General features: G+C 72.6%; 19 protein-coding genes. 14 read left to right on the top strand and 5 right to left on the bottom strand.

Translation table 11 applies throughout. The features are described from left to right. The first annotated feature begins 14 nt into the window (after nt 1-14). Genes pseB through FHS29_RS01410 form a run of 3 tightly spaced genes read left to right on the top strand, consistent with a single transcriptional unit; the run spans nt 15 to nt 3,414 of the window. Nucleotides 15-1,013, top strand: coding sequence for a UDP-N-acetylglucosamine 4,6-dehydratase (inverting) (gene pseB, locus FHS29_RS01420; RefSeq protein WP_312864687.1), 999 nt, complete (start codon nt 15-17; stop codon nt 1,011-1,013). Further along, nucleotides 1,010-2,629 (top strand): NAD-dependent epimerase/dehydratase family protein, encoded by a 1,620-nt coding sequence (locus FHS29_RS01415; RefSeq protein WP_184687458.1) that lies wholly within the window; start codon nt 1,010-1,012, stop codon nt 2,627-2,629. The genes pseB and FHS29_RS01415 overlap by 4 nt, the downstream gene beginning before the upstream one ends. After that, the gene (locus FHS29_RS01410; RefSeq protein WP_221455258.1) at nt 2,605-3,414 is read left to right on the top strand and encodes a protein phosphatase 2C domain-containing protein; all 810 of its coding nucleotides are present in this window, start codon (nt 2,605-2,607) and stop codon (nt 3,412-3,414) included. Before FHS29_RS01415 ends, FHS29_RS01410 begins: the two co-directional genes overlap by 25 nt. Here FHS29_RS01410 and FHS29_RS38010 read toward each other — a convergent pair. Then, a complete protein-coding gene (locus FHS29_RS38010; protein WP_184687456.1) occupies nt 3,394-4,098 on the bottom strand; it encodes a helix-turn-helix transcriptional regulator in 705 nt (234 codons plus the stop codon). The two genes, FHS29_RS01410 and FHS29_RS38010, sit on opposite strands and share 21 nt — an antisense overlap. 180 nt (nt 4,099-4,278) lie before the next feature. Here FHS29_RS38010 and FHS29_RS01400 point away from each other — a divergent pair, with 180 nt between their 5' ends. From FHS29_RS01400 to FHS29_RS01375, 5 genes are all read left to right on the top strand, one after another. Beyond that, the gene (locus FHS29_RS01400) at nt 4,279-7,497 is read left to right on the top strand and encodes an AfsR/SARP family transcriptional regulator (RefSeq protein WP_184687454.1); all 3,219 of its coding nucleotides are present in this window, start codon (nt 4,279-4,281) and stop codon (nt 7,495-7,497) included. 103 nt (nt 7,498-7,600) lie between these two features. Next, complete coding sequence (locus tag FHS29_RS01395) at nt 7,601-8,473, top strand: diiron oxygenase (RefSeq protein ID WP_184687452.1); 873 nt, start codon at nt 7,601-7,603, stop codon at nt 8,471-8,473. Beyond that, nucleotides 8,470-9,312, top strand: coding sequence for a class-II aminoacyl-tRNA synthetase family protein (locus tag FHS29_RS01390; RefSeq protein ID WP_184687451.1), 843 nt, complete (start codon nt 8,470-8,472; stop codon nt 9,310-9,312). The genes FHS29_RS01395 and FHS29_RS01390 overlap by 4 nt, the downstream gene beginning before the upstream one ends. Before the next feature lies 1 nt (nt 9,313). Beyond that, the gene (locus FHS29_RS36490) at nt 9,314-9,958 is read left to right on the top strand and encodes a 4'-phosphopantetheinyl transferase superfamily protein (protein ID WP_246439754.1); all 645 of its coding nucleotides are present in this window, start codon (nt 9,314-9,316) and stop codon (nt 9,956-9,958) included. Between the two features lie 11 nt (nt 9,959-9,969). Next, nucleotides 9,970-10,812 carry an SAM-dependent methyltransferase gene (locus FHS29_RS01375; RefSeq protein ID WP_312864686.1) on the top strand — a complete coding sequence of 281 codons (843 nt, stop codon included), beginning with the start codon at nt 9,970-9,972 and terminating at the stop codon, nt 10,810-10,812. A 228-nt stretch (nt 10,813-11,040) separates the two neighbouring features. On the opposite strand, the gene FHS29_RS01370 is transcribed toward FHS29_RS01375, so the two are convergent. Continuing rightward, nucleotides 11,041-13,224, bottom strand: a complete 2,184-nt coding sequence (locus tag FHS29_RS01370; RefSeq protein ID WP_184687449.1) for a hypothetical protein — start codon at nt 13,222-13,224, stop codon at nt 11,041-11,043. Nucleotides 13,225-13,733: 509 nt separating this feature from the next. Here FHS29_RS01370 and FHS29_RS01365 point away from each other — a divergent pair. Continuing rightward, on the top strand, nt 13,734-14,318 hold the full coding sequence (locus tag FHS29_RS01365; protein WP_184687447.1) for a nitroreductase family protein: 585 nt from the start codon (nt 13,734-13,736) through the stop codon (nt 14,316-14,318). 3 nt (nt 14,319-14,321) lie between these two features. Here the strand turns inward: FHS29_RS01365 and FHS29_RS01360 are convergent, their stop codons facing one another. Further along, nucleotides 14,322-14,567: a DUF2630 family protein gene (locus FHS29_RS01360; protein WP_184687445.1), complete on the bottom strand. Its 246-nt coding sequence runs from the start codon at nt 14,565-14,567 to the stop codon at nt 14,322-14,324. A gap of 1,232 nt (nt 14,568-15,799) precedes the next feature. Between FHS29_RS01360 and FHS29_RS01355 the strand changes: the two genes are divergently transcribed. From FHS29_RS01355 to FHS29_RS01345, 3 genes are all read left to right on the top strand, one after another. Beyond that, the gene (locus tag FHS29_RS01355; protein WP_184688550.1) at nt 15,800-16,423 is read left to right on the top strand and encodes an alpha/beta hydrolase family protein; all 624 of its coding nucleotides are present in this window, start codon (nt 15,800-15,802) and stop codon (nt 16,421-16,423) included. Nucleotides 16,424-16,548: 125 nt separating this feature from the next. Continuing rightward, on the top strand, nt 16,549-17,922 hold the full coding sequence (locus tag FHS29_RS01350; protein WP_184687443.1) for an MFS transporter: 1,374 nt from the start codon (nt 16,549-16,551) through the stop codon (nt 17,920-17,922). Nucleotides 17,923-18,059: 137 nt separating this feature from the next. Next, a complete protein-coding gene (locus tag FHS29_RS01345) occupies nt 18,060-19,061 on the top strand; it encodes a zinc-binding dehydrogenase (protein ID WP_184687441.1) in 1,002 nt (333 codons plus the stop codon). 40 nt (nt 19,062-19,101) lie between these two features. On the opposite strand, the gene FHS29_RS01340 is transcribed toward FHS29_RS01345, so the two are convergent. Then, nucleotides 19,102-19,707: a TetR/AcrR family transcriptional regulator gene (locus FHS29_RS01340; protein WP_312864685.1), complete on the bottom strand. Its 606-nt coding sequence runs from the start codon at nt 19,705-19,707 to the stop codon at nt 19,102-19,104. Nucleotides 19,708-19,798: 91 nt separating this feature from the next. Here FHS29_RS01340 and FHS29_RS01335 point away from each other — a divergent pair, with 91 nt between their 5' ends. After that, a complete protein-coding gene (locus tag FHS29_RS01335; protein ID WP_184687439.1) occupies nt 19,799-20,458 on the top strand; it encodes a class I SAM-dependent methyltransferase in 660 nt (219 codons plus the stop codon). 161 nt (nt 20,459-20,619) lie between these two features. Here FHS29_RS01335 and FHS29_RS01330 read toward each other — a convergent pair whose 3' ends face one another. After that, complete coding sequence (locus tag FHS29_RS01330) at nt 20,620-21,954, bottom strand: MFS transporter (RefSeq protein WP_184687437.1); 1,335 nt, start codon at nt 21,952-21,954, stop codon at nt 20,620-20,622. 76 nt (nt 21,955-22,030) lie between these two features. Between FHS29_RS01330 and FHS29_RS01325 the strand changes: the two genes are divergently transcribed. Then, on the top strand, nt 22,031-22,387 hold the full coding sequence (locus FHS29_RS01325) for an ArsR/SmtB family transcription factor (RefSeq protein ID WP_184687435.1): 357 nt from the start codon (nt 22,031-22,033) through the stop codon (nt 22,385-22,387). Nucleotides 22,388-22,485: the final 98 nt, after the last annotated feature.

Here is a 22,485-nt window from a genome sequence, read left to right as displayed (position 1 = left end):
CGATGGGGGTCAGAGTGAGTGTCCTGCGGAATTCGTCCGTTCTCGTCACCGGCGGCACGGGCTCGTTGGGTCGGGCCTTCGCCCGGCACCTGTTGGCCCACCACGAGCCCGACCGGATCGTGGTCTTCTCCCGGGACGAGCAGAAGCAGTACGAGATGCGCCAGGAGTTCGGCGCCGACGACCGGGTGCGGTGGGTCCTCGGGGACATCCGGGACCGGGACAGCGTGATCCGCGCGATGCGGGGCGTGGACCACGTGGTGCACGCCGCCGCGCTCAAGCAGGTCGACACCGCCGAGTACCACCCGTTCGAGTTCGCGAAGACCAACATCGAGGGCTCGCAGAACGTGCTGGAGGCCGCCGTCGAGTGCGGGGTGCGCAAGGTCGTCGCGCTGTCCACCGACAAGGCGTCCAGCCCGACCAACCTGTACGGCGCGACCAAGATGGTGGCGGACAAGCTGTTCACGTCGGCCAACGCCTGGGCGTCCGAGCGCGGGGTGCTGTTCTCGGTGGTCCGCTTCGGCAACGTGATGGGCAGCCGGGGCTCGGTGCTGCCGCTGTTCCGGCGGCTGGTGGCGGAGGGCAGCACGCTGCCGATCACCGACAAGCGGATGACCCGGTTCTGGATCACCCCGGAGCAGGCGGTGAGGTTCACCGTGGACAGCTTCGCCACCATGCGGGGCGGCGAGCTGTTCGTGCCCCGGATCCCGAGCATGAAGATCTCCGACCTCGCGGAGGCGGTCGCGCCCGGCATGCCGACCTACGAGGTGGGCATGCGGCCGGGGGAGAAGCTGCACGAGGAGATGATCGCGGCCGAGGACAGCTACCGGACGTTGCAGCTGGAGGACCGCTACATCGTGCTGCCCACGGTCGGGGTGACCGGGTACACGGCGGCCGGCTACTGCCTGCCCGTGTCGCTGGGGTTCACCTACCGCTCGGACACCAACGACGCGTGGCTGTCCATCGACGAGCTGCGGAGGATGCTGGACCTCGAAGGGGCGTGGTCGGCGTCATGAGCCCCATCCGGCTGACCGGGGCGGTGATGGCGCACCCGCGCCGACTGGACGCCGCCCGCTCGCTGATCGCCTCCGCGCCGCCGGGTTTCCTGACCCTCGTGCCGGACCCGGACCCGGACGGCCCGCCGACCGGCCTGCGCACGTCGATCAGGGCGTGGTCGGAGGTGCCCGCCGGCTCGACCCACCACCTCGTGCTGGAGGACGACGCCCGGCTCTCGGACGGGTTCCGCGAGCAGGCGGAACGGGCCGTCGCGGCGATGCCGGACGCCGCGGTCGTGCTGTTCAACGCCTGGAACTCGCGCAACGGCGCGGCCGTCCGGCTGGGCGCGCTGGCGGGCGTCCGGTGGGTCGCCCCGGCCGACGAGTACACCGCGAACGTGGCGCTGATCCTGCCGGTCGGGATCGCCGCGGGGTTCCCGGCCTACGCCCGCGAGCACGGCGGGACGTGGCCGGACGACGTGATCCTGGCGCGCTACCTCAGGTCCGTCGGAGCGTCCACCTACCTGGCCGTGCCGAACCTGGTGGAGCACGGCGAGTTCCCCAGCATCTCCGGCAACGACCGGCACGGCCTGCGCATGTCCGCGTGCTTCGCCGCGCCCGCGCCCGACGCGCGGTGGCGCGCGGACGACGTCCTGCGACCCGATGCCGTGCCGTTCTTCAAGTACGGCCTCGCGCTGTGCTCGGTCCGGCGCGGCGACCGGTGGCGGACGATCGGCTACGAACGGTATTCCCGACTGCTGGGAGTCGACGCCGAGGACTGCCGGAAGGAGTTCGACGCCGCCCCGGCGGTCGAGCGGCTGCGCGCCGACGGCGCGGTCGCGGACGACGCGCTGGAGGCGTTCTGGCGCACCGGGTACGCGCTGGGACTCCTCGGCGCCCGGCACGGGTCGCGGGTGGACTGGCGGGAGGACCCGTTGGTGGACAGGGCACTCGACTCGCTCGGCCCCGGCGGGCTGTGCACCGACCTCGGTGCGGCGGAGCTCCGGCGGCTCCAGGTGCCGTTGCGGGAGGCGGCCGGGGAAGCCCTGTTCGCGGGGGCACGGGCGCCGGCGCGCTCCACGTCGGGCCGGCGGGTCGTCTTCGCCGGCGCGGACAGCCCGCTCAAGCGGTCCCTGGTCGACGACCTGACCGACCGGGGACACCGGGTCCGGGTGAGTTCCGAGGTGGGCGCCGTCGAGCCGGACGAGGTGGTCGTGGAGGCCGTCGAGGACGGGATCCGGGTGCGGGGATCGGTGCTGCGCTTCGGGGTGCCGTACGGGCCGGGCCTGGTCGACGGCTCACCGCTGAACGACCTGGTGCTCCGGTCGATGACGATGCAGCCGATGCGGGTGACGGGACCGGTCCTGGGTCCGTACCGGTTCGTCCACGTCTGGGACATCGGGAACGCGTTGGAGGCGCTGGTCGAATCACCCGGGCCACCGGGCGTCGTGGACCTGGCGGTGGACCCTCCGGTCACCCTCCGCCAACTCGCGGAGCTGATCGCACGGGTGGTCCGGCAGGTCGAGATCGACCTGCCGGACCCGGGCGAACCGTCGCCGAGCGGGACGGGGCCGTCCGCCCGGCTGGCGGACGGCATCCGGACCGTCGCCCAGTGGCTGGCCTACGAGGCGGACTGACCATGGAGACGATCTTCGCCACCGACGCGGGCGACAGCGGGGTCAACGAGGACTCGGTGGTGGCCGGGGCGGACTTCGCGGTGGTCCTGGACGGCGCCACGGCCGAGCCCGACACGGACACCGGCTGCGTGCACGGCGTCCGCTGGTTCGCCCGGCAGCTGACCGGCGCGTTGGCCCGACGGCTCGCGCTCGACGCGTCGGCGGCGCGCCCGCTGGCGGACGTCCTGCACGACGCCCTCGACGCCGTCGGGCGGTCGCACGCCGACACCTGCGACCTGACCAACCTGTGCAGCCCCTCGGCGACCGCGGCCATCCTCCGGCACCGCGACCGGCACGCCGACTACCTCGTGCTCGGCGACTCGCCCATCGTGCTGGAGGCGGACGACGGCACGGTCTCGACGGTCGCCGACGACCGGTTGGCCCGGTACACCGGCACCTGGGCCGACATGCGCCACAGCCGCAACGTCCCCGGCGGGTTCTGGGTGGCGGGCAACAACCCGGCGGCGGCCGGGCACGCGCTGGTCGGCACGGTGCCGGTGGCCGGGCTCCGGCGCGCCGCCCTGCTCACCGACGGCGTGACCAGGCTGGTGGAGCGGTACGACTGGTCGTGGCGGGACCTGGTCTCGGCGCTGGACGAGACCGGGCCCGCCGAGGTGATCTCGCTGACCAGGCAGGCGGAGCGGCGGACACCGCACGGGCGGTTCGTCGGGAAGCGGCACGACGACGCCACCGCCGCGCTGTGCCGGTTCGCCGGAGACCGGGGGTCAGGCGTCCACCGGGACTAATCGGTCGTCTGGCTGGAACCGGACCCGCAAATGCGTGCCGGTGTCCGGTTCCAGCCAGCTCGACTCGGCCGCGCGGAAACCGAGCTCGAACCGGCTCCGCGCGCCCACCAGGTCCATCAGCACGTTCACGTAGCGCCGGACGGTGCGCGCGGACACCCCCAGCCGGTCCGCCACCACGTCGTCGGTCATGCCCGCGACCAGGCAGCGCAGGATCGACCGCTCGAAGTCGCCCGGCTCGCCGCTGACCAGCGCCCACGGCATCGCCGCCGCCCAGCGCGGCGCGAACGACTCGACCATCGCGGACACCGCCGACGGCGCGGTCAGCACCACCAGCACGTCCGCCGACCGGGTGTTCGCCGCGCCCACCACGGCCAGCTTCCGGTCGATCAGCAGCGACTCGTGCAGCCGGTCGCCCGCCACCTTGACCTGCACCCCGCTCCTGATCAGCTCCTTGACCCGGTCGCGGGTGCGGTCGTCCGGCGGTGCGCAGAGCAGTCGCACCCGCAGGTCCGGGCGATAGGCGAGGGACCGGACGGCCTCGGCGAGGCCGGTGTCGAGCCCCGGCGTGGCGCCGGTGAGGGTGGACAGCACCTCCCGGCGCGCTCCGCGCAGCAGGTCCGGCAGCCTGGTGCGTTCGACGTTCCCCGTCGTCCCGAAGTCTTCGCGCCGATTACCGATGATCACGGAATTCCCCCTGTGGCGTTCGGTTCTCCGCTCATTCCCAGTCCGGACGTCGGAATGGTGCTGACGGCCGGTATAGGCTTGGTATGGACCAGGCCGCGACGAATGCGGATAACCGAAATTCCGCCTCACTGGGAAACCCGGGGGTCGAACGCGGTGGAATTCAGGGTTCTCGGCCCGCTGGTGACAAAAGAAGGAGTGCGGGAGCTGCTGCTCGCACCCAAGGTGCGCACCCTGCTGGCCCTGCTGCTGTGCCGGCCGCGTGCGGTGGTGCCCGCGACCGTGCTGATCGACGGTCTGTGGCGGGGCGACCCACCGCGTTCGGCCGCGAAGAACCTCCAGCTGTACGTGCACCAGCTCCGGCGCGCGTTGGGCGAGCCGGAACGGGTCGCGCTGCGCAGCCCCGGCTACGCGCTGGAGGTGCACCCCGACGAACTGGACGCCGAACGCTTCGAGGCGCTCGCCGGCCAGGCCCGGCTGGCCCACGAGCGCGCGGACTTCCGCACCGCCGGCACCCTGGCGCGACAGGCGATCGCGCTGTGGCGGGGCACGCCGTTCTGCGGGCTGGCGGACGAGGTGCGCCTGCTCCAGGCGGAGGCCGAGCGGCTGCTGGAGCGCAAGCTGGTGGTGACCAGCATGTGCGTGGAGGCCGAGCTGCGGCTCGGCCGGCACCGGGAGCTGGTGGCCGAGCTGCTCGAACTCGTGGCGGAGCACCCGCTGCGGGAAGGGCTGCACGCCCAGCTCATGCTGGCGCTGTACCGGTCGGGCCGGCAGGCCGAGGCGCTGGAGGTGTACTGGAAGGTCCGCCGGGTGCTCGCCGAGGACCTCGGGCTGGAGCCGGGGGCGGAGGTCTGCGAACTGGCGCAGGCGATCCTGCGGGCCGACCCGGCGCTGGAACCGGGTGCCGCCGGGGCCGCGCCGACCCGTCCCACCCAGCTGCCGCCGGACGTCGCCACGTTCACCGGCCGCGCGGAGCTGCTGCGCGACCTCGACGCGGCGGCGGACCGCGGCGGGGTGCCGGTCGTGGTGGTCTCGGGCACCGCCGGCGTCGGCAAGACCGCACTGGCACTGCACTGGTCGCACCGGGCGCTGGACCGCTTCCCGGACGGCCAGCTGTACGTGAACCTGCACGGGTACGCGCCCACGGCGGCGGTGTCGGCCGCCGAGGCGCTGGTCCGGTTCCTCCGCGCGCTGGGCGTGCCCGCCGAGCGGATACCGGCCGGCCTGGACGAGCTGACCGCGTTGTTCCGCTCGACGATCGGCGGCCGGCGGATGCTGGTCCTGCTGGACGACGCCGCCTCGGTGGAGCAGGTGCGCCCGCTGCTGCCGGGCCGTCCGGGCAGCGTGGTGCTGATCACCAGCCGGGACGACCTGCGCGGCCTCGCCGTGACCAACGACGCCGCCGTCTCCCGCCTCGACGTGCTCACCGCGCGGGAGGCCGGGCTGCTGTTGGAACGGATCATCGGCGCGGCGCGGGTCGAAGCCGAACGGCAGGCCGCCGACGAGCTCGTCGCGCTCTGCGCCCGGCTGCCGCTCGCCCTGCGGGTGGCCGGCGCGGGGGTGGCCTCCGGCGGGGAGAGCCCGATCGCGGACTGCGTCGCCGGGCTGCGCGCCGCCGACCGGCTGGACCGGCTCAGCGTCGCCGGCGATCCCACGACCGCCGTGCGGGCCGCCTTCCACCTGTCCTACCGGCGGCTCGACCCGGCCGTGCGGACGCTGTTCCGGCTGCTGGGCGTGGTCGAGACCCCGGAGTTCTCGGTGCACGCCGCCGCCGCGCTGCTCGGGGTGGGCTACACCAGGGCCCGGCGGCTGCTCACGGAACTGGTCCGGGCGCACCTGGTCGACGTGGACGCGAGCGGCCGGCACCAGTACCACGACCTGTTGCGCCTCTACGCCGCCGAGCGGGCCACGGACGAGGACGACCCGGACGACCGCGCGGCGGCCCGGGCCCGGCTGTTCGACTGGTACCTGGACACGGCCGCCGCCGCGACCGCCAAGCTCACCCCGCACGTGCTCCGGCTGACCCGCCCCGACCGGCCGGCCGCACCGGCGCCGCCGGTCGACTTCGAGGAGGACACCGGCGCGCTGGCCTGGCTGGAGGTCGAACGCGCCAACCTCGTGGCGGTCGTCCGGGACGCCGCCGAGCACGGCCCCCGGCCCGTCTCGTGGCAGCTGGCGGACGTGCTGCGGGGCTACTTCTGGTTGCGCCGGTACGTGGCCGAGTGGCTCGCCGTCGCCCGGACCGCGGCGGCGTCCGCGATCGCGGACGGGTCGGTGCACGGCCGGATCGCCGCCGAGCAGAGCCTGGCGCAGGCGTACCGCAGCACCGGCGACTACCCGAGGTCGATCGAGCACTACACCGCCTCCATCGAGCTCGCGGCGGCGGCGGGCTGGGCCGAGGCGGAAGCGGCGGCCAGGGGCAACGTCAGCGGCGTCCACTGGGAGCTCGGCCGGCTCGACGAGGCCGCCGCCGAGCTGACCAGGGCCGTCCGGCTCAACCGGCGGACCGGCTGGCAGGCGGGTCTCGGCGCGAACCTGCACAACCTCGGCACGCTGTGCCGCGAGCTGGGTCGACCGCACGAGGCCGTCGAGCACCTCACGCAGGCGTTGGAGGTGCACGAGTCGCTCCGCTCGAAGAGCGGTGTCGCGCACGCGCACACCAACCTGGGCGAGGCGCTGTCCGACCTCGGCCGGCTGGCCGACGCCCGCCGGCACCTGCGGCTGGGCCTGCGCCTGCACCAGGAGACCGGCGGGCGGTACGGCCAGGTGACCGCGCTGATCTGCCTGACCGCCCTGCACGCCGAGACCGGCGAGCTCGACCGGGCGACCGAGTGCGGCACGGCGGCCGTGGAGCTGGCCCGGGAGACCGGCGACCGGCGGACCGAGGCGTCGGCGCTGGCCGCACTGGCGTCCCTCGGCGTGCCCGCCGGGTTGTCGACCGGACCGCGCACGCCCGCCGAGCGGGCACTGCGACTGGCCCGGGAGATCAACTACCCGAAGGCGGAGATCGAGGGGCTGCTGGCCCTCGCGGGCGTCGACCTCCGGTTCGGCGCGCACCACACCGCGCTGATGAACGCCGAGGCCGCGCTGGAGGCCGCCGCACGCCACCGCCTGCCCCTGCTGACCGCGCGGGCGCGGATGGTCCTCGCCTCGGCGAACCTCGCACTGGGCCGCCACGGCGAAGCCGGCAGGCACGCCGGTGCCGCGCTGGACGTGAACCGCCGCACCGGCAACGTGGTCGGCGAGGGCCGGGCCCTGGGCGTCCTCGGCCGGATCGCGCTGCGGGTGGACGGCCCGGCCGCGGCCGCGGCCCTGCTGCGCCAGGCACTCGACGTCCTCGCCGACTCCGGATCCGTTGAGGCGCAACGGTTGTCCACCGTGCTGTCCGAATGCCCGGTGTGACCGGTAGCGGCCACGCCGGTTGTGGGCATTGAGGGGTTCCCCGGCGCTGCCTAGGGTCGGTCACAGCACCAGAATTCCTTGTGCGGATGGGGGAATCCCACTCATGATCAGTGATCTCATCGATCAGGACGACCGGTTCCGCGGCATCCTCGACCGGCTGTCGTCGAAGTCGGTCGACGACTACTACAACCCCTACCGGCTCTTCGAGTGGCCGGACAGCCTCCCCGAGCACATGTGGTGGATGAGCCCGGAGCTGACCACCACGCACGGCACCGAGGTGGCCGGGTCGTTGCGCGAGGAGCAGCTGTTCGCGCTGTCGCGCTTCGAGAGCGTGAACTTCTACAGCCTCAACGTGCACGGCATCCGCGAGCTGCTCATCGAGGTGGTCCGGCGGATCCACACGACCGGCTTCGAGACGCCGTCGGAGTTCTTCCACCACTTCATCGGTGAGGAGAACGAGCACATGTGGTTCTTCGCGGAGTTCTGCCTCCGCTACGCGGGGAAGATCTACCGCGCGCCCGCCGGCGGCATCGAGGTCCCGACGTCGTCGTCCAAAGCGGACAGCCTGCTGGTGTTCACCCGGATCCTGATCTTCGAGGAGCTGGTCGACCACTACAACGCCAGGATGGCGGTGGACGACCGGTTGCACGAGACGATCCGGGCCATCAACCGGATCCACCACCAGGACGAGTCCCGGCACATCGCGTTCGGCCGCGAGCTGGTCGAGCTGCTGTTCGAGGACTTCCGCCGGACCGCGACCGAGCAGGAGCTGGCGGAGGTCTCCGGCTACGTCCGCCGGTACATGACCTACAGCTTCGAGTCGCTGTTCAACCCGCAGGCCTACCGCGACGCGGGCATCGAGCGCCCGCTGGAGCTGCGCCGGACCCTGCTGGACTCGCCCGCCCTCGCCGACGCCGAGCAGCGCGTGTTCCGCAAGACGGCCAAGTACCTCCGCAAGACCGGGATCATCCGATGACCAGGTTGACCGGTGTGGACGGGGCCGACGCGCTCGCGATCCTCGGTCCGGACGAGACGGCGCTGGTCCGCGAGCTGGACCGGACCTTCGCCGGCTGGGGCCTCGCGGCGGGCGCGAGCGAGATCAGCGCGCCACCGCTGTACCCGGTCGGCGACCTGGAGAAGTTCGACGTGTACACGAACTTCCCGCACCTCGCGCTGGTCGCCGGGCCGCTGGTGACGGGCGAGCACGCCGGGAAGCCGGTCGGCGGCCGGTTCGGCGCGGCGGACCTGCGCGAGGCCGCGTACGGGCTGCCGCACGCGACCTGCTTCGGCGTCTACCTCTACCACGAGGGGACGCGGGTCGGCCGGTCCACAGTGGTCACCCTGGTGAACCGCTGCTTCCGCAACGAGGACCACTACGGCGGGCTGCGCAGGCTGGCCGCGTTCCAGATGCGGGAGATCGTCGCGCTGGGCACGTACGAGCACACCCAGCGGGTGATCGGCGAGTTCACCGAGCGGATCGGGGAGTTCGGCGCGGCGCTCGGCCTCCGGCTGGACAAGGAGGCCGCCGTCGACCCGTTCTTCGCCGCGGAGGGCCCGCGTGCGCTGCTGCAGCGCCTCGCCCCGGTCAAGCACGAGTTCCAGCACGGCGGCCTGGCCATCGCCTCGGTGAACACGCACCGGAACTTCTTCGGCGAGCGGTGCGACATCCGGCTGGGCGACACCGGGGAACACGCCTACACCGGTTGCGTCGCCTTCGGCCTGGAGCGCTGGCTGACCGTGCTCACCGACCTGCACGACGGTGACGTCCGGGCGGCGCTCGACGCGGTGGTCGCGGTCGCCGAGCGGGCGTCGTGACATGTCGATCGGTCGGATCGGCGTCGACATCGTCCCGCTCGACCGCGTGCGCGGGCTGATCGCGAGCCCGGCGTTGCCGCGGCTGCTGTCCGAGTCGGAGTTCCGGCTCTCGTCCACGGCGGACGGCCTGGACCCGTCGGGCGTCGCCGGGCGCATCGCGGCCAAGGAAGCGGTCTTCAAGCTGTTCCACGTCGCCGGGCAGCCGATGCCCTGGCTCACCACGGAGATCCTGAGAGGACCGGGCGGCTGGCCGGAAGTGCGGCTCAGCGGCCGGGCGGCCCACCTCGCCCGACGGGCGGGACTCGGGCACATCGCCATCAGCATCACCCACGACGAGTCGTACGCCATCGCGGTGGCGGCGGCCGTCGCACCTGACCGAGCACTGCCGAGGGGAGTGGTCATGCCATCACCGGGGATCGACAAGGTCCGGGACTGGATTCTCGGCCGGCACCCGGAGCGCACCGAGGTCGGACCGGACGAGAACCTCATCGAGAGCCGTCTGGTCGACTCGCTGTCCTTCGTGGAGCTGGTCTACGTGATCGAGGACGCCAGCGGGGTCGAGATCGACTTCGACCGCATCGACCTGACCGACTTCCAGTCGGTCTCCGCGATCGACCGGGCGTTCTTCGCGCGGGGGGAGGGGTGAGCGTGCGACCGGTGACCGAGCCGACCATGCCGGCGGTGTCCTTCACCGCGCAGTGGATGGCCGCAGCGCGCGCTGTCGAGTCGGAACGACCCGACGCGATGTTCGTCGACCCGCTGGCCCGTGATCTCGCGGCCCCGCGCGGCTTCGAGCTGATCGACCGGTACGCCGGCGGCGGCCTGCTGCCGTTCATCTCGATCCGCACGAAGTTCCTGGACGACAGCGTGCACGAGCTCCGGCCCGAGGACGGCATCGAGCAGGTGGTGCTGATCGCCGCGGGCATGGACACCAGGGCGTTCCGGCTGGACTGGCCGGACGGCGTGGTGGTGTACGAGGTGGACCACGGCGCCCTCGTCGAGGAGAAGCAGCGGCGGCTGGACGGGCTGGGCGCCGAGCCGCGCACCGAACGCCGCACGGTGTCGGTCGACCTCACCACGGACTGGCTGCCGGACCTGGTCACGGCCGGGTTCGACCCGACCAGGCCCACGCTGTGGATCGCGGAGGCGCTGACGTTCTTCCTCACCGAGGAGCAGGCGGCGGGCCTGCTGACCACGCTGGGCGGCGCGTCGGCGCCGGGCAGCAGGCTGGCGTTGGACATCCTGGGCCGGGGGCTGCTGCACAGCCCGTTCTCCAAGCGGTTTCTGGACACCCTGCGCGCCGACGGCACACCGTGGATCTTCGGCACCGACGAGCCGGAGGAGTTCCTCGCCGCCAACGGGTGGCGGGTGCGGGACCTGAAGGAACCGGGCCAGCCGGGGGCGGGCGGCAGCCGCTGGCCCTACGAGGTGCAGCCACGGGACCGGCGCGGTGCCGTCCGCCTCTGGCTGATCCGCGCGGAGCTCGACGACCGTCCCTGACCGGCGGGCGGGGCCGCGACAGGCGGGCGGGGATGGGCGGCGCACCGATGTGCCGCCCATCTCCTCGCTGTGCGCCGCCGGCCACGTGGTCCGGACCCGGGCATGCCCGGTAGACCACCCGGGAGGGCGAGTCTGCGGGGGGTGGAGGAGAGCGGGGGAACTAGTGCGAAGTTGGTGAGAAGGAAGTTCCCCCATAGCCTCACACCGCCAGGCTAGCACCGGCGGGTCCTACTGCGGCACCAGGTTCTTCAGCGTGGCGAGCGTGAACACCTCCGAGCCCGCGGGCAGGTTCTCCGGGCGCTCGATCCCGATGAACGTGACCGGCTCGGTGAAGGTCGTGCCCGGCGCCCACGTGGTGTACGAACCGGCCTTGGCGCGCAGCCGGTCCACCAGGTACCCCACCGTCAGGTAGGCGCGCTGGAAGACGGCGCGTGCCAGCAGCCCGGTGACCCCCTGGTTGCCCTCGACGCGGTTGCCCCACGACGTGCCGCGCAGGTACAGGTGCAGCCACTTCGCCGACCACGAGCCGTCGTCGTCGCGGCGGAACACCACCGGCAGCGCCACCCGGCCGGAACCGCGCATGGCCGACCGCATCCGCACCGTGCCGGCTTCGAACGGCCTGCCGCGCTGGGTGCGGTCGCGGGTCATGAACCCGAACATCGACTCGGCCACCGTGTCGAAGCCCTCCCCGGAGAACACGTCGACCTGCGGCACGACGTAGCGGGCCGACACCGTGTCCAACGGGATGTCGATGAACTCGGTCGCGCCGTCGGCGGCGTCGGTCAGGTCGCCGGAGTAGTAGGCGCCGTCGGAGCTGTAGTTCGTCCACGACACGTGGTCGACGAGGCCGAAGTCGTCGTCGAGCAGCAGCGCGGACAGGTCGTGGTCGGTGCTGCGGCTGTGCTGCCGCCAGTACGCGAAGAACCGCAGCAGCTCGCCGTCGACCGGAGTCTCCGAGCCCCTCGGCACCACCCCGAACCCGTCGCCGGTCTCCTTGTCCGACAACGGGAGCGCCAGTGCGAGCACCTCGGGGTCGACCACCAGCCGCTGGTGGGCGGGCAGCCTGCGCAGCAGCTCGCCGTCGAGCACGGCGGTGAGCCCGGCCGCCGCGACCGGGTCGAGCGGGGGTCGTTCGTCGGCGGTCACCCAGGCACGGCGGTTGCGGTTGACGAACGTGCGCATCGCGCCCGACGCCGGGCGGTTGGCCAGGTGTTCGCGCACCGAGCACAACACCCGGCCCGAGACCCCGCCGATCACCGACACCACGGCTTCGAGCACGTCCTCGACCTGGTGCGGTTCGCAGGAGCGCAGCACCCGGTCGATCCGGCGCAGCAGCATCCCCGGCGCGACCGACAGCAGTTCCACCGCGCGGAGGACGGCGCCGTCCGCGAACGCCGACTCCACCTTCCCCGCCGACGACCGGACGTGCTTTGCACCCCGTGCCACCGCGAACACGTCCTGCGCGTGCGGGAACGAGCCGTGTTCGTGCGGGTGCAGCCGTTCCCCGAGCCGCTGCCAACGCCGCCGGTAGGTCGCGATGTCGCCGAGCTTGCCGGGACCGGCCGCGACCACCTCGTCCAGCGCGGCCATCAGCCCCCGGCGCTCCGGACGCCGGAACGACCGGAACCTGGTCGGCTCCCGCAGCGTCACGTCCCCGTCGGAGACGTGGCACGCCAGCCGCAGCACGTCGGTCACGGTGTCCACCGCCACCAGCGGACGCGCGGCGGCCAGCCGTGCGGCGTTGACCACGGCCCGGTTCTCGCGCACCGGGATGGTGGCGGGCTGCTCGCCGTCGAGGCGGACCGCGGCCAGTTCGCCCAGCAGCGCCAGATCGGTCTCGCCCAACGGCACCGGGCTCCCGGCGAGCGCCAAGTACAGCGCCTGGGCCTCCTGAGCAGGTGTGCCACCCAGGTGCACGACCGTGACCCGGTCCTTCACCGAGGGGATCAGCTCGTCGTGCGCGGCCAGCACCTCTTCGTAGGTGTGCCGGGTGCGGCCGTACCCCGGCAGGGCGAGCAGGTCGACCCAGCCGGTGCCGAGCACATCCGCCGACTCGGCGTCGGTCGGCACGAAACGGTCGGTGCCGTCGTCCGCCGTGACGAACGCCTCGCGCAGCGACCGCACCCAGAAGTCCATCGTGTCCGGCACGCCCCGGGGGAAGTCCTTGAAGTAGGGGTTGTGCCCGACGTGGTCGCCGACCAGTTCGCGCACCGCGCCGATCACCAGGACGGCCAGGTCCATCGCGGCGGGCGCGGCGAGGCCGGACACGTGCCGCAGCAGTTCCCCGGAGGCCTTGAACCCGACCTGGGCGAGCACGCCGTCGAGCTGGCGCGCGACCGCACGACCGTCACCGGACGGACCGGACGAGGTCGGCACCCGGAGGGTCTTCTGGATGACGAGGCTGTCGAGCATGGGTCTTCCTCGCGGCTTCGGGGCCTGGTCGGGCCGGCCGTCGAGCGTCCCGGTCCGACCAGGCGGGATGCGGCAAAGTACCCCGGACGGCACCGTCGGCGCGCCGGCTTTCCGCCACGTCGGCGCACGGTCGGCGGCCACCCTCCGTCTGCCCGGTGTACGAGCTCTGCGGGTCGACCACCGCGGCTCGACGCCACTGCACAATGCCGTCTGCGGACTACCACGTGGCCTCCGGAGACGGTCCCGCCGACCGTTCACGACGTTTTGCGCCATATCGACGGTATCGGCGCGTTGACGGTACTTCGGAAAGGCGAAGGACGGCTGCCGGCAGTGCGGTGGAAAGGACAAATTCCCGAAGAATGCGGTTTCGGTCGTGGCGGGTCCTCCCGACCGGCGGCGGCCGGTCCGTCCCGCCGTCCCGATCGGCCACGACTTCCAGCCGGTCACCCTCCAGGGGTAGCCGGCCGCTCTACGATCGGACCAGGACGACCGATCACCGGGGGGACGAGATGGAGTTCCAGGACGTGGTGCGCCGCAGGCGCATGGTGCGCAGCTTCACCGACGAGCCGGTGTCCGACGAGAGCGTGCGGCGGATCATGCGCAACGCGCTGCGCGGCCCGTCGGCGGGTTTCTCGCAGGGCCAGGCGTTCCTGGTGCTGCGGGGCGAGGAACTCGCGCGGTTCTACGAATACGTCCGGCTCTGGACGTTCGAGTCGGTCAAGACCGCTCCGGTGGTGGTGATCGCCTTCTCGGTGAAGGAGGCCTACCTGGACCGGTACGCCCAGCCCGACAAGGGCTGGACCGACCGCAGCGAAGACCACTGGCCCGTCCCGTTCTGGCACATCGACACCGGCATGGCGGTGCTGCTGATCCTCCAGACCGCGGTCGACGAAGGCCTCGGCGCGGTGTACTTCGGCATCGGCGCGGACGACTTCGACAAGGTCCGCGAAGCGTTCGGCGTCCCCGCCGACCACGAGCCGATCGGCGCGGTCGCGATCGGCCACGGAGCCGAGGAGACCACGACCGGGGGCACGTCGGCCTGGACCCGCAAACGCCGTCCGTTCGAGGAGGCCGTGCACTTCGGCCGCTGGTAGCGGCTACTGCCGGTACCCCTCCACCTCACCGGCCGGCCGCACGTCCGCCCCGTCCGGGTCCTGCCCTGCGGCCTGCCGGGCCCGACGCTGCCGCAGCAGGTCCCAGCACTGGTCGAGCGCCACTTCGACCTGGCGCAACCGGGCCTGCTCCTCCTCCGGCGCCAGCTCGCCGGCCACGACCCGCTGCCGCAACTCGTGCTCCTCGGCGACCAGCTCGCTGATCCGCGCGTGGATCTCCGTGTCCGTCATGTGACAAGCCTAGGCACAGCCTCCGACCCCCGCCATCGACGCGACTTCCGACGAACCGCACGGCCGCGCCGCACCCGCAGCGCGGCCACGCCGGTTCGAATCCGGCCGGGACCTCCTTCCCCATTTCACATGCCCACCGGTGGTGCCGCTCCCGGCGTTCCGGCACATTTCGGTCATCGGTGACGTTGCGGCAATTCGAAGCTCCGCGGGCAGGTAAGCGACATCCGGGAAATCGACGTCACAACAGAGGTGTACTTGTGACGCGAACGGGTAATCGGGGTGAGCCGTGTGCGCACGTGTGTCTTACACGGTAGGCCCGCCTAGGTGGACCGCCCGGGCCGACGCGAACCCGTTGATCAACCAGCGATCGCGTCGGTCCGGTACCACCTCCCGGCGGCCGGGTCGGGGCGGTGCGCCCCACTCCGCAGGGGTAGTCGATCTGCCCGTGGTGAGTGACGTGCCGGGCGGCCGATCCTCCTACGCTCCGAAGTAGTGGGGGACGAGCGGCGACGACCGTTCCGCCGTGACCGGACAGAGGTCCTGGTCGGTCGGTGGTTTCGTGTCTTCGGTGTGCGCCCGGAAAAGGCGTCCCGGAATCTTCTCGGAGAACTGTGTTCGGCGATCGCGGAAGCGACCGCGCGGTTCGTCCTCCGTCACCCCACCGCAGATCCGCCACAGGAGGAGAACCGGCATGACCACGTCCGGCACGGCCAGTGTCAACCCGCTGTTCCCCGGTCCACACTGGACCTCGTTCCGGTTCATCGACAGCGACGTGATGGACAGCCAGTTCAAGCACCAGCTCGGCATGTCGCTGTTCGGCATGTCCGACCTGGGCGAGTGCCTGGAGGCCCTGCGGGAGATCGGCGTCGACGACGAGGAGAGCTGGATGCGGGCGTGGACCGCCCGCGCGGAAGTGCTCCAGGAGCGCGCGGAACGTGCCGAGAAGGAGGGGCGGGCGGTCAGCGCGAGCAGCGCCTACCTGCGGGCGTCGACGTACTGGCGGGCCGGGCTGATGCACTTCGGCCACCCCGACGACCCCAGGACCAAGGCCAACGCGCTCAACAGCTACCACTGCTACGACCGCTACCTCGCGCTGTCCGACTACCCGGGCGAGTACGTCCGCATCCCTTACGAGGGCAGCTTCCTGCCGTCCTACCTGTACCGCAGCCCGAAGGCGCGGGGCGACGCGCCGGGGCTACCACTGCCTGACGGTCCAGTGCCCCGGCCAGGGCATGGCGCTGCGGGTGAACGGCCTGCCGTTCCGGCACGACTGGGAGAAGGTCATCACCCCGGTCGTGGACGTCGCGGTCGGCATCGACGGCGTCGACCCGGACCGCATCGGGCTGATGGGGTCGAGCTTCGGCGGCTACCTCGCACCGCGCGCCGCGGCCTTCGAGAAGCGGCTCAGGGTCCTCATCGCCAACCCCGGCTACCTCCAGTGGGGCCCGACGATCAAGGCGGCGCTGCCGGACGCGCTCACCGACGCGTTGGAGGCAGGGCCGGATGCGTTCAACGCCGCGGTGGCGGCCGTGAGCGCGGTGGCGCCCGTCGTGGAGTGGTACGTCCGCGACTCGCAGTGGAAGCACGGGGTGAGCACTCCCTACGAACTGTTCCGGGAACTGGACGCCTGCGACCTGAGCGAGGTCGCCCGGCACATCGAGTGCGACACGCTGATCATGGACGGCACCGAGGAGGCCTACTCGGCGGGCCAGGCCGAGCTGCTGTACGACGCCTTGACCTGTCCCAAGGAGTTCCTGCTGTTCGACGCGTCCTCCACGGCCCAGCTGCACTGCCAGGCAGGCGCCGAGGCGACCGCGTCCGAGTTCACCCTCGACTGGCTCGACGGGCGGCTCTGACCGCCCCGTCGCGCGGTTCCCCGGCACCAGACCCTTCTCCCGTCAGGAGCAACGCTGATGCGCGCCCGCGATACCCGGGCCGTGCCGCATCCCGGTGCGGCACGGCCCCGTCCCGAGGCCGCGCCTTGAACCGCGCGGTGGGGCTCGTCCCGCCCGACGACCGGCCGGTCGACCGCACCGGGGGCGTGCGGCTGCGGGACACCCTGCGGCAGGGCGGGTGGGCGGTCTGCCTGCTCGCCGTGCCGCTGGTGGTGATGGAGCAGCTGAGCCGGGAGGCCACCAACACCCTCGCCCCCGACATCCGCGACCACTTCGGCATCTCCGACGCGCTGCTGGTCGCGCTCGCCGGGTTCACCGGGGTCGCGCTCACCCTGGGCGGGCTGCCGATGGCCTGGCTGGCCGACCGGGTGCGCCGAAAACACCTGGTGGTCGTCTCGGCGGCGGTCGGCGCGCCGGCGCTGGTCGGCGCGGGCCTGGCGCAGAACACCTGGCAACTGCTGCTCGCCTACACCTTCACCGGCCTGGCGGCGTCCTACTCGAACCCGGTGTTCGGCTCGCTGATCGCCGACGCCTACCCGGTGGGCGGTCGGGGTCGGGTCTTCTCGCTGTACGCGATGGGCGGTCCGCTCGGCCAGGCCGTCGGCCCGGTGCTCGCCGGTGCCGTCGCCGGTGCCGCCGGCGACTCGGCGGAGGCGTGGCGCTGGGCCTACCTCGCGCTCGCCGCGCCCTACGCGCTGCTGGCGGTCGCCGCCGGGCTGCTGCTGGAGGAACCCGAACGGGGACGAGCGGATCGGTCCGCACCGTCCGATGCGGACCGATCACGAGTCGCGCCGGTGGAGCCTCCGGTCGGGACGCTCACCGCGTTCCGGCGGATGATGAAGGTGCGGACGTTCTTGTTCATGTGCCTCGGCATCGGTGTGCTCGGCCTCGCGCTCTACACCGTGCCGGTGCAGATGTCGGTCCTGCTGGGCGACGAGTACGGCTTCGACGCGTTGACGCGGGGCTCGGTCTTCACCCTGACCCAGATCCCGGTCATCGCCGCGATGATCGTCGGCGGCCGGCGGTTCGACCGGACCTACCGGCGGCGGCCGGAGCGGACCGTGCACGTGGCGGGTACCGCCATCCTGGCGTTCGGCGCGCTGATCGTGGTCGGTGTGTGGTTGCGGCCGATCGCCCTGCTGCTGGCCTGCTACGTGCTCGCCTCGGTGTGCGTGGGCATCGCCCTGGTGGCGGTGCACCCGCTGGTCGCGTCGGTCACCCCGCGCGCGCTGCGGGCACAGGCGTTCGCCCTGATGCCGGTGTTCACGTTCCTGATGGGCGGGTTCTTCGGCTCCGTCTTCGCCGGCGTGATCTCCGACGCCCACGGGCCGAGGGCTGCGCTGACCGTCGCGGTGGCCGTCTCGGCGTTCGTGGCCGGATTCCTGTTCCTGCGCGGCGGGCGTTTCCTCACCGCCGACATCGACGCGGCGGGTGGGTCGCCCTCCGGACCGCCGGGGTGACGTGGTTCGCCCGATCAGGTGCATTCGGTGTGGGCGGTGTTCGGTTCCGCCGCGCGTGCCCCGGGTTGCGGGCGTCCACTGTGGAAAGTAGGACGGAGCTGTCCTGTGCTGGATCGTCGGGTTCGAGGAGTCGCCGCATGTTGGCTGTCCGGTTGAACGTGAAGACTCACTCGTTGTCCGTGGACGAGGTGCCCACGCCGGAGCCCGGACCGGGACAGGTCCGCATCGAGGTGGCCGCTGCGGGTGTGTGCCTGTCCGACGTGCACCTGGTCGACGGCAGCCTCTCGCCGTTGTTCCTGCAGGGTGACACGGTCACGCTGGGACACGAGGTCTCCGGGACCGTCGAGGCGCTGGGGCCCGGGGTCACCGGAGTGTCGGAGGGGCAGCGCGTGCTGTTGCAGGCCGGTGAGGAGCGTGAGGGTGTCGTCTTCACGCGCGGGGTGGACTACGACGGCGGGTGGGCGCAGTTCGCGCTCGCCGCGGCGGACACGGTCGTGCCCATCCCGGACAGCCTGCCGTTCGACCAGGCGGCGATCCTGCCGGACGCGGTCAGCACGCCGTGGGCGGCGATCACGGCCACCGCGCAGGTTCGCGCGGGGGAGGCGGTCGGGGTGTGGGGTGCCGGCGGCCTGGGTGCCCACGCGGTGCAACTGCTGCGCTTGGCCGGGGCGGCTCCGATCATCGCGGTGGACCCGCTGCCGGCGGCCCGGGAGCGCGCTTCGGAGTTCGGGGCGGATCTCGCTCTCGACTCGGCCGATGCCGACCTGCCCAGGCGGGTGCGGGAGGCGAACGGTGGCCGGGGGTTGGCGGCGGCCTTCGACTTCGCCGGGGTGGCGGCGGTGCGCGAGCAGGCCGTGGGCTGCCTGGACGTGCGCGGGCGGCTGGTGCTGGTCGGACTGACGGACAAGCCGTTGACCATCACGAACGGCACGGCGTTCAGCTACTTCCAGCAGCAGGTGCGCGGGCACTACGGATCCGAGCCGCAGCACCTGACCGAGCTGGTGAACCTGGTGGCCCACCGGCGCATCGACTTCGGCCGTTCCATCACCGACGTGCTGCCGCTGGACAAGGCGCCGGAGGCGGTCGACCGGCTGATCCGCAAGGAGGGCAACCCGATCCGCCTCGTGCTGCGCCCCTGAGCCGGCCCGGAACCGCGCGCAACGGACCGGCAGGCGACCGCTAGGCGAGCAGGAAGGCGAGCGTGCCGGCGGCGAGCCGGGCTTCGACGGCGGCGGGGTCGGCGGCCGTGCTGTACCGGAACTTCTGGGAGGCGACCAGCGACAGCAGCCACCAGGCGGCGGCTTCGGTGTCGAGGTCCGGTCGCAGCTCGCCGTCGGCCCGGCCTCGGGCCAGCACGGCGGTGATCGACGTCGCGAAGCGCTGGGTGGACCTCCGCGCGGCGGCCTCGACCTCCGGTTCGCCGGTGACGCCGGAGGCGTCGGCGAAGATCGCGCCGACGGTGCCCGCGCTGTGCACGTGGTGCAGGTGGTCGGGGTCCAACATGGTCTCGAGCAGGCCGGCGACCGGCACGGCGCTCTCGGTCACCCGATCGAGCATCCGGCACACGTGGTCGGCGGCGCGGTCCACCACGGCGGCGAACAGGGCCGCCTTGGTGCCGAAGTTCTGGAACACCACGGGTTCGCTGACGCCGACCCGCTGCGCCACCGCCGAGGTCTTGCCGCGCAGGTAGCCGACTTCGGCGAACACCTCGGTGGCGGCCGCCAGGATCGACTCACGGCGTTCCGGCGCGCTCATCCTGGTTCGGCGGGCGGATCGTTCGGTCACCCCCGCATCCTAGAGCGCTTGCCAGCCTACTTAGTGACGACTAACCTCGGCGCCGACGGTTCTTAGTCGTGACTAAGTAAGGGGTGGGCGGATGCACCTGGGACAGCTGCTGCACGGGAAACCGCAGGCGGACGCGCCCGGCGCGCTCAAGCACGCGTTGGCCTACGAGATCTGCTCGAAGGTCGTGTTCGCCGGTCGCCGGCGGCGCTTGTTCGGGCGGCTGGTGGAGCTCGCGGGCGTCGGGGCGGGGGACCGGGTGCTCGACCTGGGGTCCGGACCCGGCTACCTGACCGCGCTGGCGGCCCAGGCGGCGTCGCCGGGTGGCAGTGCGGTGGGCGTCGACCCGTCCGTGCCGATGGTCGGGCAGGCGCGCTGCTCGCGGGCGACGGCGAACTGCTCGTTCGAGGTGGGCAGGGCGGAGGCGCTCGGCGCGGCGGACGGGTCGTTCGACGTGGTGGTGTCGAGCCTGGCCGTGCACCACATCCCGGAGGAGTCGCGGGGCCGGGCGTACGCCGAGGTGTTCCGGGTGCTGAGGCCGGGCGGTCGGGTGCTGCTGGCCGACTTCCGGCCGCCGCGCGGACGCCTGGGCAGGCACCTCGTCGGGGTGACCGCCGGCGAGGTGATGCGGGACAACCCGGTGGACCGGATCGCGCCCATGCTCGCCGAGGCGGGCTTCGGGAGCGTGTCGGTGAGCGGGGTCGGCGGGTTCCTGCACTGCGTGCGGGCCGTGAAGCCGGGCGACGGCGGGTGAGTCGACTCCGGCGCGTGCCCTTGCCTCGCCGGACCTTGTCGAAGTCCCTGTAGGCCAGCGGCTTCGGCTGTCGGTTCGGTCCTCGTGGGACTCGGTCCGGTCGGCCTTGCGGTGGCGCGGAACCCGGCAGCCGCACGGCCGGCCGGACCGGGCGGTGGCGGTCACGCCGGCCAGCGGGCGTGCAGTTCGTCGATCCGGTACGGGTGGACGTGCCGCCGGCAGCCGTCGACGAGGACCGCGCCTTCGAGGTGGTCGTGGTACTCGTCCAGGTCGAGGTGGTCGTGCTCGACGGCCTCCGGGTCGTGGGTGGGCCACAGTCGGGCGGCGCACGCCGTGGCGGCGGTGGCGATCACGCCGAGGACGCCCAGGGTGGTGGTCATGTCCGTGGTGCTCGCGAGCCATCCGGCGAGGGGATAGCAGAGCAGCCAGCAGGCGTGGGACAGCGAGAAGTCGGCGGCGAAGAGCGCGGGCAGGTCGGCGGGGTGCGCCGAGCGGCGCAGGAGCCGGCCGCCGGGGGTGAGCACCAGCGAGCTGCTCGCGCCGATCGCGGCCCACAGGACGAGGAGGGCCGGCCAACGCCCGTCGCCGAGCAGCGCGGTCGTCGGGGCGGCCACGAACAGGGCCACCGCGAGCATCGCGGACGCGCGGGTCATCACCGCGCGGTCGGGGAAGCGGTCCAGGATGCGGGGGAGCGCGAGGGCGACGGCGAGTGAGCCGAGTCCGTTGGCGGCCAACGCCAGTGCGACGGCGGTCTCGTCCCGGCCCAGCAGGTCGCGGACGTAGCCCACGGTGTTGACCAGGACCATGGAGCCGGCCGCCGCGACGGCGAGGTGCACGGCGAGCAGGCCGCGCAGTCTCGGGGTGGCCAGGTAGATCCGGATGCCCCGGGTGGTCGCGGCCGGCCCGCGACCGGAGGCCGGCGCGCGTGTCGCGGGCAGCACCGCCGAGACCACCAGCACGGCCGAGGCGACGAAGCCGATCGAGGTGCCGACGAACAGGCGGTCGTAGCCGACCACGACCAGCACGGCGGCGGCGAGCAGCGGGCTGAGCAGGCTTTCCAAGTCGTAGGCCAGCCGGGACAGGCTCAGCGCGCGGGTGTAGTCGCGTTCGTCGGTGAGGATGTCGGGGACGGTCGCCTGGAAGGTCGGGGTGAACGCCGCCGAGGCGGCTTGCAGGAGGACGATCAGCAGGTAGACCTGCCAGACCTGGTCGACCCACGGCAGCGCCGACGCGATGCCCGCGCGCACCAGGTCGAGCGAGACCAGCAGTGCCTTCCGGGGGATCCGTGCGGCCAACGGGCCCGCGAGCGGGGCGACGACGACATAGGCGACCATCTTGATCGCCAGCGCCGTGCCCAACACCGTTCCCGCGTCGGCCCCGGCCAGGTCGTAGGCCAGCAGGCCCAACGCCACCGTGGCCAGGCCGGTGCCGGTCAGGGCGATCACCTGGGCGGTGAACAACCGGCGGTACGTGCGGTCGGACAGCACAGCGAGCATTGCGTGGCCCCTCCGGGTCGGCCGGCGTTCGCGGTCGGCCGGCGTGCGGACCGGTGCGGTGACACCATACGTGCTCATGTACGCACGCGACGACGTTGCAACAACCCGCGACTGGCAACAGCTACCGTCCGGCGAGCACGTGGACGCCGCCGTGGACGGCTTCCGGATGCTCGCGGACCGGACGCGGTTCCAGCTGATGTGGCTGCTCTGCGGTGCGGAGTACGACGTCACCACGCTGGCCTCCGCAGTCGGGATCGCGCGGCCGGCGGTCTCGCAGCACCTGGCGAAGCTGAAACTGGCCGGACTGGTCGCGATGCGACGGGACGGCCGTCGTGCCGTCTACCGCGCCCGTGGCGGCCACGTGCGGCGGTTCCTGGGCGAGGCGATCGAGGCGGCCGACCACCGCCTCACCGGCAGGCCGGACCACGACTGAACGGTCCACCACCGCCCGCAGGAGCCGGCCGATTATTCTCAGCTTTATCAATGACTTCAGTGTGGAATAAAAGCAATCCTTCACCGGGTTGGGACAGT

The organism is Saccharothrix tamanrassetensis, from assembly GCF_014203665.1.
Classification (GTDB): Bacteria; Actinomycetota; Actinomycetes; order Mycobacteriales; family Pseudonocardiaceae; genus Actinosynnema; species Actinosynnema tamanrassetense.
The sequence above is the reverse complement of the archived record's forward strand: the minus strand, read 5'-3'. Positions and strand labels throughout refer to the sequence as shown.

What these genes read in the sequence shown, in the direction of transcription:
- FHS29_RS01365 (WP_184687447.1), top strand. Translation starts at nt 13,734, where the DNA reads ATGGAGTTCCAGGACGTGGTGCGCCGCAGGCGCATGGTGCGCAGCTTC.
- FHS29_RS01395 (WP_184687452.1), top strand. Translation starts at nt 7,601, where the DNA reads ATGATCAGTGATCTCATCGATCAGGACGACCGGTTCCGCGGCATCCTC.
- FHS29_RS01335 (WP_184687439.1), top strand. Translation starts at nt 19,799, where the DNA reads ATGCACCTGGGACAGCTGCTGCACGGGAAACCGCAGGCGGACGCGCCC.
- FHS29_RS36490 (WP_246439754.1), top strand. Translation starts at nt 9,314, where the DNA reads ATGTCGATCGGTCGGATCGGCGTCGACATCGTCCCGCTCGACCGCGTG.
- FHS29_RS01355 (WP_184688550.1), top strand. Translation starts at nt 15,800, where the DNA reads ATGGCGCTGCGGGTGAACGGCCTGCCGTTCCGGCACGACTGGGAGAAG.
- FHS29_RS01345 (WP_184687441.1), top strand. Translation starts at nt 18,060, where the DNA reads ATGTTGGCTGTCCGGTTGAACGTGAAGACTCACTCGTTGTCCGTGGAC.
- FHS29_RS01370 (WP_184687449.1), bottom strand. Translation starts at nt 13,224, where the DNA reads ATGCTCGACAGCCTCGTCATCCAGAAGACCCTCCGGGTGCCGACCTCG.
- FHS29_RS01325 (WP_184687435.1), top strand. Translation starts at nt 22,031, where the DNA reads ATGTACGCACGCGACGACGTTGCAACAACCCGCGACTGGCAACAGCTA.
- FHS29_RS01415 (WP_184687458.1), top strand. Translation starts at nt 1,010, where the DNA reads ATGAGCCCCATCCGGCTGACCGGGGCGGTGATGGCGCACCCGCGCCGA.
- FHS29_RS01360 (WP_184687445.1), bottom strand. Translation starts at nt 14,567, where the DNA reads ATGACGGACACGGAGATCCACGCGCGGATCAGCGAGCTGGTCGCCGAG.
- FHS29_RS01390 (WP_184687451.1), top strand. Translation starts at nt 8,470, where the DNA reads ATGACCAGGTTGACCGGTGTGGACGGGGCCGACGCGCTCGCGATCCTC.
- FHS29_RS01330 (WP_184687437.1), bottom strand. Translation starts at nt 21,954, where the DNA reads ATGCTCGCTGTGCTGTCCGACCGCACGTACCGCCGGTTGTTCACCGCC.